At 75.3% G+C, this 14,326-nt stretch carries 12 protein-coding genes; 10 read left to right on the forward strand and 2 right to left on the reverse strand.

What is annotated here, in order from left to right; all coding sequences use genetic code 11:
- Positions 1-102: 102 nt before the first annotated feature.
- A complete protein-coding gene (locus CELF_RS02750) occupies positions 103-1,431 on the reverse strand; it encodes a bifunctional o-acetylhomoserine/o-acetylserine sulfhydrylase (protein WP_013769721.1) in 1,329 nt (442 codons plus the stop codon).
- 300 nt (positions 1,432-1,731) lie between these two features.
- Between CELF_RS02750 and CELF_RS02755 the strand changes: the two genes are divergently transcribed.
- Positions 1,732-3,270 carry a C40 family peptidase gene (locus CELF_RS02755; protein ID WP_013769722.1) on the forward strand — a complete coding sequence of 513 codons (1,539 nt, stop codon included), beginning with the start codon at positions 1,732-1,734 and terminating at the stop codon, positions 3,268-3,270.
- 105 nt (positions 3,271-3,375) lie between these two features.
- Here CELF_RS02755 and CELF_RS02760 read toward each other — a convergent pair whose 3' ends face one another.
- Positions 3,376-3,873 (reverse strand): inorganic diphosphatase, encoded by a 498-nt coding sequence (locus tag CELF_RS02760; protein WP_013769723.1) that lies wholly within the window; start codon positions 3,871-3,873, stop codon positions 3,376-3,378.
- A 167-nt stretch (positions 3,874-4,040) separates the two neighbouring features.
- Between CELF_RS02760 and dacB the strand changes: the two genes are divergently transcribed.
- The 9 genes from dacB (at position 4,041) to CELF_RS02805 (ending at position 14,314) form a co-directional block, all read left to right on the forward strand.
- On the forward strand, positions 4,041-5,453 hold the full coding sequence (gene dacB / locus CELF_RS02765; RefSeq protein ID WP_013769724.1) for a D-alanyl-D-alanine carboxypeptidase/D-alanyl-D-alanine endopeptidase: 1,413 nt from the start codon (positions 4,041-4,043) through the stop codon (positions 5,451-5,453).
- Positions 5,454-5,504: 51 nt separating this feature from the next.
- Complete coding sequence (locus CELF_RS02770) at positions 5,505-6,596, forward strand: zinc-dependent metalloprotease (protein WP_041553730.1); 1,092 nt, start codon at positions 5,505-5,507, stop codon at positions 6,594-6,596.
- A 91-nt stretch (positions 6,597-6,687) separates the two neighbouring features.
- Positions 6,688-7,881, forward strand: coding sequence for a tRNA lysidine(34) synthetase TilS (tilS, locus tag CELF_RS02775; protein ID WP_013769726.1), 1,194 nt, complete (start codon positions 6,688-6,690; stop codon positions 7,879-7,881).
- Positions 7,882-7,883: 2 nt separating this feature from the next.
- A complete protein-coding gene (hpt, locus tag CELF_RS02780) occupies positions 7,884-8,435 on the forward strand; it encodes a hypoxanthine phosphoribosyltransferase (protein WP_013769727.1) in 552 nt (183 codons plus the stop codon).
- 142 nt (positions 8,436-8,577) lie between these two features.
- Positions 8,578-10,632 (forward strand): ATP-dependent zinc metalloprotease FtsH, encoded by a 2,055-nt coding sequence (ftsH, locus tag CELF_RS02785; protein ID WP_013769728.1) that lies wholly within the window; start codon positions 8,578-8,580, stop codon positions 10,630-10,632.
- Positions 10,633-10,660: 28 nt separating this feature from the next.
- The gene (gene folE / locus CELF_RS02790; RefSeq protein WP_041553731.1) at positions 10,661-11,260 is read left to right on the forward strand and encodes a GTP cyclohydrolase I FolE; all 600 of its coding nucleotides are present in this window, start codon (positions 10,661-10,663) and stop codon (positions 11,258-11,260) included.
- Positions 11,261-11,292: 32 nt separating this feature from the next.
- Positions 11,293-12,288 (forward strand): dihydropteroate synthase, encoded by a 996-nt coding sequence (gene folP / locus CELF_RS02795; RefSeq protein ID WP_013769730.1) that lies wholly within the window; start codon positions 11,293-11,295, stop codon positions 12,286-12,288.
- A complete protein-coding gene (gene folK / locus CELF_RS02800) occupies positions 12,285-13,829 on the forward strand; it encodes a 2-amino-4-hydroxy-6-hydroxymethyldihydropteridine diphosphokinase (protein ID WP_013769731.1) in 1,545 nt (514 codons plus the stop codon). The genes folP and folK overlap by 4 nt, the downstream gene beginning before the upstream one ends.
- Positions 13,826-14,314: a DUF3180 domain-containing protein gene (locus CELF_RS02805; RefSeq protein WP_013769732.1), complete on the forward strand. Its 489-nt coding sequence runs from the start codon at positions 13,826-13,828 to the stop codon at positions 14,312-14,314. Before folK ends, CELF_RS02805 begins: the two co-directional genes overlap by 4 nt.
- The last annotated feature ends 12 nt before the right edge of the window (positions 14,315-14,326 follow it).

Genomic DNA, 14,326 nt, shown 5'->3' on the forward strand with positions numbered 1-14,326 from the left:
CCGCCGCCGGGGACGGGTGCGTCGCCGTCCCCGGCGCCGCCGGCGCGGTCCCCCGGACGGGGGCCACGGTCGGCGGGCGGCGGGGACGGCGTCACGGGGCGGTCAGACGCCCTTGGCGGCCCGGAAGCCGGCGTCCAGGTCGGCGAGGATGTCGTCGACGTGCTCGATGCCGACCGCGAGCCGCACCAGGCCCGGCGTGACGCCGGACTTCGCCTGCTCCTCGGGCGTGAGCTGGCTGTGCGTCGTCGACGCCGGGTGGATGACGAGCGAGCGCACGTCACCGATGTTCGCGACGTTCGAGTGCAGCTCGAGCGCGGAGACGAACGCCTGGCCGGCCTCGGAGCCGCCCGCGAGCTCGAACGCCAGCACGGCACCGGCGCCGCGCGGCGCGTACTTGAGCTGGTTGGCGTGCCACGGGCTCGACTCGAGACCCGCGTAGTGCACGCGCACGACGTCCTCGCGCGCCTCGAGCCACTCCGCGACCCTCTGGGCGTTCGCGACGTGCCGCTCGACCCGCAGCGACAGTGTCTCGACGCCCTGCGCGATGAGGAAGGCGTTGAACGGCGACACCGCGGCACCGAGGTCGCGCAGGAGCTGGATGCGGGCCTTGAGGATGTAGGACAGGTTGACGCCGAACGCGCCGTCCTTCCCGAGCGCCTCGCCGATGACCAGGCCGTGGTACGACGGGTCGGGCTTGCTGAAGCCGGGGAACTTCTCGGGGTCGGCGGTGTAGTCGAAGCGGCCCGCGTCGACGATCACGCCGCCGATCGCGGAGCCGTGCCCGCCGAGGTACTTGGTCGCGGAGTGCACGACGACGTCGGCGCCCCACTGCAGCGGGTTGATGAGGTACGGCGTCGCCACGGTGTTGTCGACGATCAGCGGGACCTCGCTGGCGTGCGCGACGTCCGCGACGAGCTCGATGTCGAGCACGTCGGACTTCGGGTTCGGGATCGTCTCCGCGAAGAACAGCTTGGTGTTCGGGCGGACGGCCGCGCGCCACGCGTCGGCGTCGTGCGGGTCGTCGACGAACGTCGTCTCGATGCCGAGCTTCGGCAGCGTGTAGTGCAGCAGGTTGTACGTGCCGCCGTAGAGCGACGGGCTCGCGACGACGTGGTCGCCCGCCTCGGCGACGTTGAGGATCGCGAACGTCTCGGCCGCCTGGCCCGCCGCGACGAGCAGCGCGCCGACGCCGCCCTCGAGGTTCGCGATGCGGTTCTCGACGACCTCGGTCGTCGGGTTGCCGATGCGCGTGTAGATGGGCCCGAGCTCCTTGAGCGCGAACCGGTCGGCGGCCTGCTGCGCGGAGTCGAACACGTACGACGTCGTCTGGTAGATCGGCAGCGCGCGGGCGCCCGTCGTCGGCGCACGTGTCGAGCGGCTGGCTCGTCGCGGGGGTGCTGGTCGGGGCGACCGGAACCTGCCCGCAGGCATGCCGAACGTGCGCTGGTCAGCGACACATTCGGCGGGACATGTCGTCGAGAGTACGAGGCGGCATCCGATGGATGACACAGCCGTCCCGGCATCTGAGATGGCCGGAGGGGGTGAAGTACAGGCGCCGACATGCCGATATGGACCGAACGGGTGAGCGTACGTCCGGTACGTCCCGAACCACAACGGTGTGACTCGTGGGACTCGTGTGACTGCTGTTCACTTCTGTGAACTCGCTGGGTAGCGTCGAAGCGCGAACGGGCCCGGGGAGGGGCCCGTGAGAGCGTCCACGGAGGCCCATCAGTGCTGCGGATCGACCCCACGCCGTCGTCGGCGACCGACGACGGCGCCCGCCGACGCGGCACGCGCCGGACCCTGCGGCTCGTCACCGTCGCCGTCGTCGCCGCCACCTCCGGGCTCCTCGGAGCCGACGTGGCGGGCGCCGACCCGACCCCGCCGTCCGCGCAGGACGTCCGCGACGCCCGCCGCGCCGTCGACACCGCGGCCCGCTCGGTCGCCGAGATGGAGCTGCGCCTCGCGCAGCTCACCGCGCAGGCCGACGCCGCCGAGCTCGCCGTCCAGCAGGCCGGCGAGACCTACACGCAGGCCCTCGCCGACGCCGACGCCGCCCGCGCGGCCTCCGCCGACGCCGCGCAGCGCTCGACCGACGCCGACGCCCGCGCCGAGGACGCCCGCCGCACGCTCGTCGCGATGGCCCGCGAGGCCGCGCGCTCCGGCGGCAACGTCGAGGCGCTCCAGGCCGTCCTGTCCGCCGACGGCTTCCAGGACGTCGCCCGCCGCAGCAGCGCGCTCGACCAGATGACCGGCAAGGCCGACGAGGCCGTGCAGGAGTACCGCGCCGCGCAGCTCGTCGCGACCGTGCTCGCCGACCGCGCGCGCGCCGCCGAGCAGGAGGCCGACGCCGCCGAGAAGGTCGCGTCCGACGCCCTCGCCGCCGCCGAGCAGACCCAGCGCGACACCGACGCGGCCCTCGCCGCGGGAGCAGCCGAGCGCGAGACGCTCATCGCCGCCCTCGCGGCCGCGCGCCAGACCAGCGCCGAGGTCGAGCGCGCCCGGCAGGAGGCGCTCGACGCCGAGCGCCGCGCCCGCGCCGACGAGGCCGCGCGCCAGGCCGCCCTGCGGCCCCCGGCCGCACCCGCCGCGCCCACCTCGCCCGCCGGTGGCTCCGGCGGTGCGTCGACCGGTGGCGGGGGCGCGTCGACCGGTGGCACCACGGGGGGCTCGACCGGCGGCACGCCCGGCGGCTCCGGGGGGTCCACGGGCGGGACGACCGGAGGCTCCACGGGTGGCACCGGCGGCTCGACCGGAGGGTCGACAGGTGGCTCCACAGGTGGCTCCACGGGCGGTTCGACGGGCGGCTCCACCGGCGGCGGCACGACCACGCAGCCGACGACCCCGCCCGCGACCGGCGGGGCGTACGGCCTCGGGACGGGCCGCTCGCGCGGCTCGGCAGGCGGCGGCGTCGCCGCGGTGGAGTGGGCGAAGACCCAGCTCGGCAAGCCCTACGTGTGGGGCGGCGTCGGTCCCGACGGGTACGACTGCTCCGGCCTGACCGGGACGTCGTGGCGCACCGCGGGTGGCGTGAGCCTCAACCGCACCTCGCGCGACCAGTACAAGCAGGTCCTCAAGATCTCCTACGACCAGCTCCGGCCCGGCGACCTCGTCTTCTGGTCGACCAACCCCGACGACCCGAACGCGATCCACCACGTCGCGATGTGGGCCGGCAACGGCCAGATCGTCGAGGCTGCCACGTTCAACAAGCCCGTCCGGCTCGTCTCGATGCGCTGGGCCGGGACCATGCCCTTCGCCGGCCGGCCCTGACGACCGCCTGAGCACCGCCGCGCGGCACGCACGCAGGTGCGACCCGCAGCCGCACGACGACGGCCCGCCACCCCCGCAGGGGCGACGGGCCGTCGTCGTGCGTCGTCAGTGCTGGTGGTAGCCCGCGTCGATCGCGCGCTGGCGGGACCGCTCGATCTCCGCCTCCGCGTCGGCCCGGCCGACCCAGTGGGCGCCCTCGACCGACTTGCCCGGCTCGAGGTCCTTGTAGACCTCGAAGAAGTGCTGGATCTCCAGACGGTGGAAGTCGGAGACGTCGTCGATGTCCTGCCGCCACGCCGCGCGCTGGTCGCCCGTCGGCACGCACAGCACCTTGTCGTCACCGCCCGCCTCGTCGCGCATGCGGAACATGCCGAGCGCGCGGCACCGGATCAGGCAGCCCGGGAACGTCGGCTCCTCCAGCAGGACCAGCGCGTCCAGCGGGTCGCCGTCCTCGCCCAGCGTGCCCTCGATGAAGCCGTAGTCGTCCGGGTACCGCGTCGACGTGAACAGCATCCGGTCGAGCCGGATGCGGCCCGTCGCGTGGTCCACCTCGTACTTGTTGCGCTGCCCCTTGGGGATCTCGATCGTGACGTCGAACTCCACAGCACTCCTCCGCACCACGTCCGCGCCCGGTGGGGTCGGCGGACCCGGCGACATCTCAGTCGTCGTGACGGCGCGCCGGGGTGTCGGGGGCGCCCTTGTCTCGGACAGTAGTCTGACGCACCGGCGCGCGGGCGTCCCGCCCCGCCCCCGGTAGGCACGAGGTGATCATGGCCACAGCGGTACGAGTCGTCGGCACGGCGGCGCTCGTCGTCGTGCTCGCGGGCGGCGCGTACGCCACCGCCGACGCGTACGACGCCGTGCCCGGGCTGGTGACCCTCGAGCCGTCGCCCGCACCGCCCGCCCCGTTCCCCACGGCACCGGGCGCGACCGACCCCGGCGACCCCGCGGCCGCGCTCCCCGGGCTCGACGCGCAGGCGCCCGTGCCGTCCTCCGCCGCGCTGCAGGGCCTCGTCGACGGGCTCGTCGCCGACCCGCGGATGGGGCCGAGCGTCGGCGTGGTCGTCGCCGACCAGCTCACCGGGGAGGTGCTCGCGTCGCACCTCGCCGACCAGGGCCGCACCCCCGCGTCGACCGCGAAGCTCGTCACCGCCGTCGCCGCGCTCCAGACGCTCGGTCCCGACGTGACCCTCCCGACCCGCGTCGTGCAGCCCGACGGCGAGCGCGTCGTCCTCGTCGGCGGCGGCGACATGATGCTCGCCGCGGGGGAGGGCGACCCCGACGCCACCGTCGGGCACGCCGGACTGGCCGACCTCGCCGCGCAGGTCGCGCGCGAGCTCGCGCTCCAGGGCCGCACGAGCGTCGCGCTCGGGTTCGACGACTCGCTGTTCACCGGCCCGTCCCTGAGCCCCGCGTGGAACCCCGCCGACGTGAGCGCGGGCTTCGCCGCGCCCGTCACCGCGCTCGCCGTCGACATCGCGAAGATGCGCGACGGCGAGTACCCGCCGCGCTGGCCCGACCCGTCGCTCGCCGCCGCCAAGACGTTCGCGCAGCGGCTCACCGAGGCCGGCATCGCCGTCACGGGGACGCCCACCCGCGTCACCGCGTCCCCCGGGGCGACCGTCCTCGGCGAGGTCCGGTCCGCGCCGCTCGAGGACGTCGTGCACTACTTCCTCGACACCTCCGACAACTCGATCACCGAGGTCGTGGCGCGGCTCGTCGCGATCGACGCCGGCCTGCCCGCGAGCTTCGAGGGCGGCGCGCAGGCCGTCCTGCACGCCGTCGGCACCCTCGGCGTCGACACCGCGGGGGCGCACCTGTCCGACGCGTCCGGCCTCGGGTCCGGGTCCGTCCTGTCGCCCCAGCTGCTGCTCGGGCTGCTGCGTGCGTCGACCGACCCGGCGAACCCGGGGCTGCGCGACGTCGCGACCGGCATGCCCGTGGCCGGCCTCACCGGCACCCTCGCCGAGCGCTACACGACGTCGCCCGCGCGCGGCCTGGCCCGGGCCAAGACCGGCAGCCTCCCCGGCGTCACCGCCCTCGCGGGCACCGTGCTCGACGCGGACCGCCGCCAGCTCGTCTTCGTCGTGCTCGCCGACCAGACGCCCGCCGCCGGCCAGTGGGGCCCGCGCGCGGCGATCGACGGGTTCGTCACGTCCCTGTCGGGCTGCGGCTGCGGCTGACACCCGCCCCGCGGGAACCCCTGGGCGGTGGCGGCCGTCTACCGTGACGTGATGGACGACACCGCACCCGTCGACTGGCCCGCCGCCGCACGCGTCGCGGGCCGCCTGTCCCGGCCCGGTCCCGCGGCGTCGCGGGCCGAGCTCGACGACCTCGTCGCGGGCCTGCGCGACGCCGCCCACCGTGCCGGCGGCCACGCGTCCCGGATCACCGGGCTCGCCGCGGTGGACGGCGCCGCGCCCGAGGACGTCTCCCGCGTCCTCGTCGTCGACCGCCCGCGCTGGGCGCTCGCCAACACCGAGATGTTCGCGCGTCTCGCAGCGCCGCTCGGCCGCCGGCCCGACGGCACCCCGACGCCCCTGCCGCCGGGGGCGCGCACCGTCGGGGCCGCGCAGGTGGGCAGCGTCCTCGCGCTGCTGTCGGGCAAGGTCCTCGGCCAGTTCGACCCGTTCACCGCCGCACCCGGCGAGCCCGGACGGCTGCTGCTCGTCGCGCCGAACGTGCTGCACCTCGAGCGCACGCTCGGCGTCGACGCCGCCGACTTCCGCCTGTGGGTCGCGCTGCACGAGCAGACCCACGCGCTGCAGTTCGCCGCCGCGCCGTGGCTCGCCGACGTGATCCGCACCCGGTCGGCGGAGCTCCTCGCCGACGTCGCCGCGACCGTGCCCGGCGTCGACGGCACGCGCGACCCCGACGCCCCGGGTGCGCTCGACCTGCTCGGCCGTGTCGCCAAGGCGCTGCTCGGTCCCGAGGGGGGCGGCGGTGTGCTCGACGTCCTCACCGAGCGGCAGCGCGCAGTCTTCGAGGAGGTCGGGGCCGTCATGGCGCTGCTCGAGGGGCACGCCGACGTCTCGATGGACCAGGTCGGCCCCCGCGTCGTCCCCACGGTCCGGACGATCCGCCGCGCGTTCGAGGCCCGCCGGGACGAAGGTGCCGCCGCGCGGGGGTTCGAGCGCGTGCTGCGCCGGCTGCTCGGGCTCGACGCCAAGCTCGCCCAGTACCGCGACGGCGCCGCGTTCGTCCGCGCCGTGCAGGGCACCGTCGGGCGGGACGGGTTCAACGCCGTGTGGTCCGGCCCCGACGCCCTGCCGAGCCCCGCCGAGATCGCCGACCCCGCCACCTGGGTCCGCCGCGTCCACGGATGACCCCGCGTCTGCTCGCCGACTCGGGTGCACCCGTGCGCCTGCCGGGTCGGGCGCGGACCCGGCGCCCGGCCCTGCCCGTCCGGGCGCCGCGATGACCGGTCCCGACCCCCGCGTCGCCGCCGTCCGCGCCGCCGTCACGCGGTCCGTGGACGGCCTGCCGGACGGTGCGCTCGTCCTCGTGGCCTGCTCCGGCGGTGCCGACTCGCTCGCGCTCGCAGCGGCGACCGCGTTCGTCGCGGGGCGGTCGGTGCGGCGCGCCGGGCGGATGCTGCGGGCGGGCGCGGTCGTGGTCGACCACGGGCTGCAGGCCGGGTCTGCCGAGGTCGCGGAGCGCGCCGCGGCGACGTGCCGTGACCTGGGCCTCGACCCCGTGGTCGTCGCGCGCGCCGACGTGGGCGGCACCGGGGGGCCCGAGGCGGCCGCGCGCACGGCCCGCTACGCCGCCCTGGACCGTGCCGCGACCCGCCTCGGCGCGGCTGCCGTGCTGCTGGGCCACACGCGCGACGACCAGGCCGAGACCGTGCTGCTGGGGCTCGCTCGCGGCTCGGGAGCACTGTCTCTCGCGGGGATGCCGGCCGTGCGCGGGATCCTGCGGCGGCCGCTGCTCGGGCTCCGGCGCTCCGACACCCTCGGTGCGTGCGCGGCGCTCGGCCTCGACCCCTGGCACGACCCCACGAACGACGGCACCGACGACGACGCACCCCTGCGCAGCCGTGTCCGCGGGCGCGTGCTGCCCGTCCTGGAGCGCGAGCTCGGACCGGGCGTCGCCGACGCCCTGGCCCGCACCGCCGACCAGCTCCGCGAGGACGCGGCCGCCCTCGACACCCTGGCCGCCACCCTCCTCACCACCGCCACCCTCCCCACCCCCACCCCCACCACCCCCACCCCCACCACCCCCACCCCCACCCCCACCACCCCCGCCGAGTGCGTCAGCTCCAGGCGAGGTCGTCAGCTGCAGCTGGCGAACTCGGCCGGAGGTGACGAGCTCGGCGTGGCGACGGTCGGCGGCGGGGCGGGTGGGGGGCGGGTGGTGCTCGACGTCCGGGTGCTCGGCGGGTCGCCGGACGCCGTGCGGCGGCGGGCGCTGCGGGCGGCAGCGGTCGCGGCGGGGGCGCCCGCGGGGTCGCTCGCCCGCGCGCACGTGCTCGCGGTCGACGCGCTGGTCACGGACTGGCACGGGCAGGGGGCGGTGGCGCTGCCGGGCGGGGTCGCGGCACGTCGGGCGTGTGGCAGGCTTTTCCTCGGCCCTCCCGGGCCGGAGCACGTCGGACGACAGGAGCGGTGACGGTGGACGCAGTCGACATGGGCGACGACCTCGAGCGCGTGCTGCTCACCGAGGAGCAGCTGCACACGAGGCTCGAGGAGATCGCCGCGCAGATCGACGCGGACTACGCGGGCAAGGACCTGCTGCTGGTCGGCGTGCTCAAGGGCGCGGTCATGGTCATGGCGGACCTCGTGCGGCGTCTGCACTCGCCGGTGCAGATGGACTGGATGGCCGTGTCGTCGTACGGCTCGGGCACCAAGTCCTCGGGCGTGGTGCGGATCCTCAAGGACCTCGACACCGACCTGCTCGGGCGCCACGTCCTCATCGTCGAGGACATCATCGACTCGGGCCTGACGCTGTCGTGGCTGCTGTCGAACCTGCGCTCGCGCGGTCCGGCGTCGGTCGAGATCGCGACGATGCTGCGCAAGCCGGACGCCGCCAAGGTCGAGGTCGACGTGCGCTACGTCGGCTTCGACATCCCGAACGAGTTCGTCGTGGGCTACGGCCTCGACTACGCGGAGAAGTACCGCAACCTGCCGTTCGTGGGGACGCTCGCGCCGCACGTGTACGCCTGACCGGCCCGCCTGCGGCCGGGTGACGGCGCGCGGGCGGGATGTGCCCTGGGCGAACAGGCAAGGGAAGCCTCAGGAACACCGTGTACTTTCGAAGGCCACCAGCCCTGCGAGCGGAGGATGAGGGGCCTGGCCCCGATCGCCCATGAACCTCAAGCGACTTGCCCGTGGTCCGATCCTGTGGATCGTGCTCGCCGTCGTGCTGCTGTGGATCGGCGCCACGGCCCTCACCAGCCCGCGGATCAGCCGCATCGACACCTCGGACGGGCTCGAGCTGCTCGCCGACGGCAAGGTCGAGTCGGCGAAGATCACCGAGGGCCAGCAGAGGGTCGACCTGACGCTCGAGGCGGACTTCGAGAAGGGCGACGACAACTTCGGCAAGCTCGTCCAGTTCTTCTACGTGGTTCCGCAGGGGCCCGCGGTGGCGGACGCGATCGCGTCGGCGGACCTGCCGGACGGCTACACCTCCGAGGTCCCGCAGACGTCGTGGTGGTCGAGCCTGCTGAGCATCGTGCTGCCGTTCGTCATCATCCTGGGCGTCTTCTGGTTCCTCATGTCCAACATGCAGGGCGGCGGCTCGCGCGTGATGAGCTTCGGCAAGTCGCGCGCCAAGCTCGTGAGCAAGGAGTCGCCGCAGGTCACGTTCGCGGACGTCGCGGGCGTCGACGAGGCGCTCGAGGAGCTCCAGGAGATCAAGGAGTTCCTCTCCGAGCCCGCCAAGTTCCAGGCCGTCGGCGCCAAGATCCCGAAGGGCGTGCTGCTGTACGGGCCGCCCGGGACGGGCAAGACGCTCCTGGCCCGCGCCGTCGCGGGTGAGGCGGGCGTGCCGTTCTACTCGATCTCCGGCTCGGACTTCGTCGAGATGTTCGTCGGCGTGGGCGCGAGCCGTGTGCGTGACCTGTTCCAGCAGGCCAAGGAGAACTCGCCGGCGATCATCTTCGTCGACGAGATCGACGCGGTCGGCCGGCACCGCGGTGCGGGCCTGGGCGGCGGGCACGACGAGCGCGAGCAGACGCTCAACCAGATGCTCGTCGAGATGGACGGGTTCGACGTCAAGACGAACGTCATCCTCATCGCGGCGACGAACCGCCCCGACATCCTCGACCCCGCCCTGCTGCGGCCGGGCCGTTTCGACCGGCAGGTCGCGGTCGAGCCGCCCGACCTGAGGGGCCGCGAGCGCATCCTGCAGGTGCACGCGCAGGGCAAGCCGATGGCGCCGCACGTCGACCTCGTGGGCGTCGCACGGCGCACGCCCGGCTTCACGGGTGCGGACCTGGCGAACGTGCTCAACGAGGCGGCGCTGCTGACCGCGCGCAAGAACGCGCAGGTCATCGACGACCACGCGCTCGACGAGGCGATCGACCGCGTCATCGCCGGCCCGCAGAAGCGGACGCGCGTGATGAACGTCAAGGAGCAGAAGATCACCGCGTACCACGAGGGCGGTCACGCCCTGGTGGCGGCGGCGCTCCGGTACACCGACCCGGTCACGAAGGTGACAATCCTGCCGCGCGGCCGAGCGCTGGGCTACACGATGGTCATGCCCATCGAGGACAAGTACTCGACGACGCGCAACGAGCTGCTCGACCAGCTCGCGTACGCGATGGGCGGCCGCGTCGCCGAGGAGCTCGTCTTCCACGACCCGACGACGGGCGCGAGCAACGACATCGAGAAGGCCACGGCGACGGCCCGGCGGATGGTCACGCAGTTCGGCATGAGCAGCCGGCTGGGTGCGATCCGGCTGGGTCAGGAGTCCAACGAGGTGTTCCTGGGCCGCGACGTCGGCCACCAGCGGGACTACTCGGAGGACGTCGCGGGCGCGATCGACCTCGAGGTGCGGGCGCTGATCGAGCGGGCGCACGACGAGGCGTGGGAGATCCTCGTCGAGTACCGCGAGGTGCTCGACACCCTGGTCCTGGAGCTCCTGGAGAAGGAGACGCTGAACGCCGAGCAGCTCGCGGAGATCTTCACGCCCGTCGTGAAGCGCGAGCCGCGCCAGGTGTGGCTCTCCAGCGACCAGCGCGCGGTGTCGAACCAGGGCCCCGTCATGACCGCCGCCGAGAAGGCCGCGCAGAACGGCCACCCCGTCATCCCCGAGGACGAGGCCGCCGTGGTGGGCGAGGGGAACCCGCCGACCAAGGTCATCGAGCTCCCGCCGGGGCAGACGCCGGACACGAAGGGCTGGAGCCGCGACGGTGAGTGAGGCCGTGACCGACGGCGTCCCGTCGCGCATCAACCCGGTGACGGGCGGCGGCCGGGCCGTGGGCGAGTACGACGAGCAGCGGGCCGAGGCCGCCGTCCGTGAGCTGCTGCTCGCGGTCGGCGAGGACCCGGACCGTGAGGGGCTGCTGGAGACGCCGGCACGCGTCGCCCGCGCGTACCGGGAGATCTTCGCGGGGCTCTACCAGGACCCGACCGACGTCCTGACCACCACGTTCGACCTCGGCCACGAGGAGATGGTGCTGGTCAAGGACATCGAGGTGTACTCGACGTGCGAGCACCACCTGGTGCCCTTCCACGGCGTCGCGCACGTCGGCTACATCCCTGGCGAGGACGGCCGCATCACGGGGCTCAGCAAGCTCGCGCGGCTCGTCGACGTCTACGCCCGGCGCCCGCAGGTGCAGGAGCGGCTGACGTCGCAGGTCGCGGACGCGCTCGTCGAGGTGCTCCAGCCGCGCGGCGTGCTCGTCGTGGTCGAGTGCGAGCACCTGTGCATGTCCATGCGCGGGGTCCGCAAGCCCGGGTCCCGGACCGTCACGTCCGCGGTGCGCGGGCAGATGCGTGACGTCGCGACCCGTGCCGAGGCGATGAGCCTGGTCCTCGGCCGCTGACGGCAGCGCGACCCACCCCTAGGCTCGGCACCGTGACCCGCCCCGACGGACCCGCGACGACCGGCCCGCACCCCGGCCCGGAGCCGTTCCCGGACCGGCTGCGCGGGCTGGGGCGGACCCTCGTCATGGGCGTCGTCAACGTCACGCCGGACTCGTTCTCCGACGGGGGCCGCTGGTTCACCCCCGGTGCCGCGGTCGCGCACGGGCTGGAGCTGCTGGCGCACGGCGCGGACCTCCTCGACGTCGGTGGCGAGTCGACGCGTCCCGGTGCACGCCGGGTGCCCGTCGACGAGGAGCTCGCGCGCGTGCTGCCCGTGGTCGAGGAGCTCACGGCCCGCGGAGCCGCGGTCAGCGTCGACACGACGCGCGCGGCCGTCGCCCGGGCCGCGGTGGAGCGCGGCGCGGTGCTGGTCAACGACGTGTCCGGCGGCCTGGCCGACGAGGGCATGGCCCGTGCGGTCGCCGAGACCGGGGTCGCGTACGTGGCGATGCACTGGCGCGGGCACGCCGACGTCATGGACGACCTCGACGACTACGACGACGTCGTGGCCGACGTGCGGGCGGAGCTCGCGGCGCGCGTCGCGCACCTGCGGGCCGCGGGTGTCGACGACCGGCAGGTCGTGCTCGACCCCGGGCTGGGGTTCGCGAAGCCGGGCGCGAGCAACTGGCCGCTGCTGGCGCGCCTGCCCGAGCTGCTCGGTGACGGCTTCCCGGTGCTGGTCGGTGCGAGCCGCAAACGGTTCCTCGGGCACCTGCTGGCGCGTCCCGACGGCACCCCGGCACCGCCCCTGGCCCGCGACGGCGCGACCGCCGCGATCTCGGCGCTCGCCGCCGCCGCGGGGGCGTGGTGCGTGCGGGTCCACGAGGTGGCAGGCTCGGCCGACGCGGTCCGGGTGGCGGCCGCGTGGCGCGGAGCCGGAGCCGGACCGGCCGGCGTCGTCGGGGACGCCTCACCCCCCGGCGCGTGGGCACCCGAGCAGGACGAGCTTCCGGTCGACGAGGACGCGAGCATGAGGAGCAGCACGTGACGACGCACGACGAGCACGGGGCGGCGTACGACGGCAACGGACGGCGGCTCGACCAGATCCGGCTGAGCGGGATCGCCGCCACGGGGTACCACGGCGTGTTCGAGCACGAGCGGCGCGAGGGCCAGACGTTCGTCGCGGACGTCGTCGTGCACCTCGACACGCGCCGCGCGGCCGCGGGAGACGACCTCGCGCACACGCTGGACTACGGCGTCCTCGCGCAGCAGGTCGCTGCCGTCCTCGCGGGTGAGCCCGTGGACCTCGTCGAGACGCTCGCGGAGCGCATCGCCGCGACGGTGCTGGCCGCCGGGGCGGTGCAGGCCGTCGACGTCGCCGTGCACAAGCCGCAGGCGCCGATCCCGGTGCCGTTCGGCGACGTGGTCGTCGCGATCCGCCGCGACCGCACCAAGCTCCCGGCCGCCGAGCCGTACACGGGCGAGCTGCGGGCCTCGGCGCCGCGCCCGCTGCCGACGACGCCACCTGCGGGCCACGCCGCACCGCTGGCGGCGGGCCACCTCACGTCGCCGCCGACGGGACCCGTCGCGCCCGTCGCGCTGCCCGCGACCCCGCCGTCGGGCCACGTCGCCCCGCCGCCCGGCGGGCCGTCGAGCGGTCCCGTCGACGGCCCGCTCGACGAGACCGCGGTCCTCCCGGCGATGCCCGCCCTGCCGCCGCCCGGGCCGGTCGCGCCGGGTCCCGCCGCACCGACGCCGGGCCTCGTCGGCGCCGGACCGGTCCCGTTCGGCGCCCCCGGCCCCGACGTCCCGACCGGCTCGCCGAGCGGTGCGCTCACGGGGGCGTCGTGGGACCCGTCGGCCACGCAGGTCATGCCCGGCCCCGTGCCTGCGTACGACGACGAGCCCGAGGGCTTCGTCACGGGCGAGATCGTCACCGACGCGCTGGACGACGCCCCGGCCGAGCCGGTCGAGGTCGTGCTCGCGCTGGGCGCGAACCTGGGTGCGGCGCAGGAGACGCTGCGGGACGCGGTGTCCGACCTCGCGGCGACGCGCGGTGTCGAGGTCACGGACGTCTCGCCGCTGGCCCGGACCGCCGCCGTCGGGCCCGAGCAGCCCGACTACCTCAACGCCGTCGTGCTCGCGCGCACGACGCTCTCGCCGCGTGACCTGCTGCGTGCGACCCAGGCGATCGAGCACGCGCACGGCCGCGAGCGCGCCGAGCGGTGGGGGCCGCGCACGCTCGACATCGACATCGTCGTGTACGGGTCGGTGCTGGCGGTCACGGACGACCTGGAGCTGCCGCACCCGCGGGCGCACGAGCGGGCGTTCGTGCTCGAGCCGTGGTCGCAGCTCGACCCGGACGCGATCCTGCCGGGCCTCGGCGGCGGCCCGGTCGCGGCCCTCGCGGCGACGGCACCTGACCGGGGCGGCGTGCGGTGGCTCGCGCTCGACTGGCTGACGGCCCCCGTCCCGGGCACGAGCGGGGTGCCGGTCGTCGAGGCGCCCGTGCGGGACTCCGTGCTCCCGCCCGACGGGTACGCCCCCGCGGCCGACCCGTCGCAGGTGCCGCGGACGCCGTCCCCGTGATCCAGGCGACCCGCTGGCCGACGCTCCTCGCGGTCGCGGCCGTCGTCGCGGCGGTGACGTGGATCGTCCTGGACGTGCTGGTCGGCAACGGCACGGCGCCGCCGCAGGTGCCGTGGCTCGTCGCGGCGGTCGAGGTGGTGATCGCCGGCGTGGTGCTCGCGATGGGCTGGGCCGTGCGGCAGTTCCTGCGCGGGAAGCGGCCGGGCCTCGACCCGATCCGCGCGGCCCGCACCGCGGTCCTCGCGAAGGCCTCGTGCTACACGGGCGCGCTGCTGGCCGGCTGGTACGGCGGGCAGGCGCTCGCGCTGGTCACGGACCTCGCCGTCCCGGGCAACGGCGGGCGCGCGGGTGCGGCGGCGGTCGCGACGGGCGGGGCCGTGGTGCTGGCCGTCGTCGGGCTCGTCGTCGAGCGCTTCTGCCGGGTCCCGCCGCCGGACGAGGGTGCGGTGCGCGGCGACGAGGCGGCACCCGACGCGTCGGTCTGAGCGTCACACTCG

Source organism: Cellulomonas fimi ATCC 484 (genome assembly GCF_000212695.1).
GTDB classification, from domain to species: Bacteria; Actinomycetota; Actinomycetes; order Actinomycetales; family Cellulomonadaceae; genus Cellulomonas; species Cellulomonas fimi.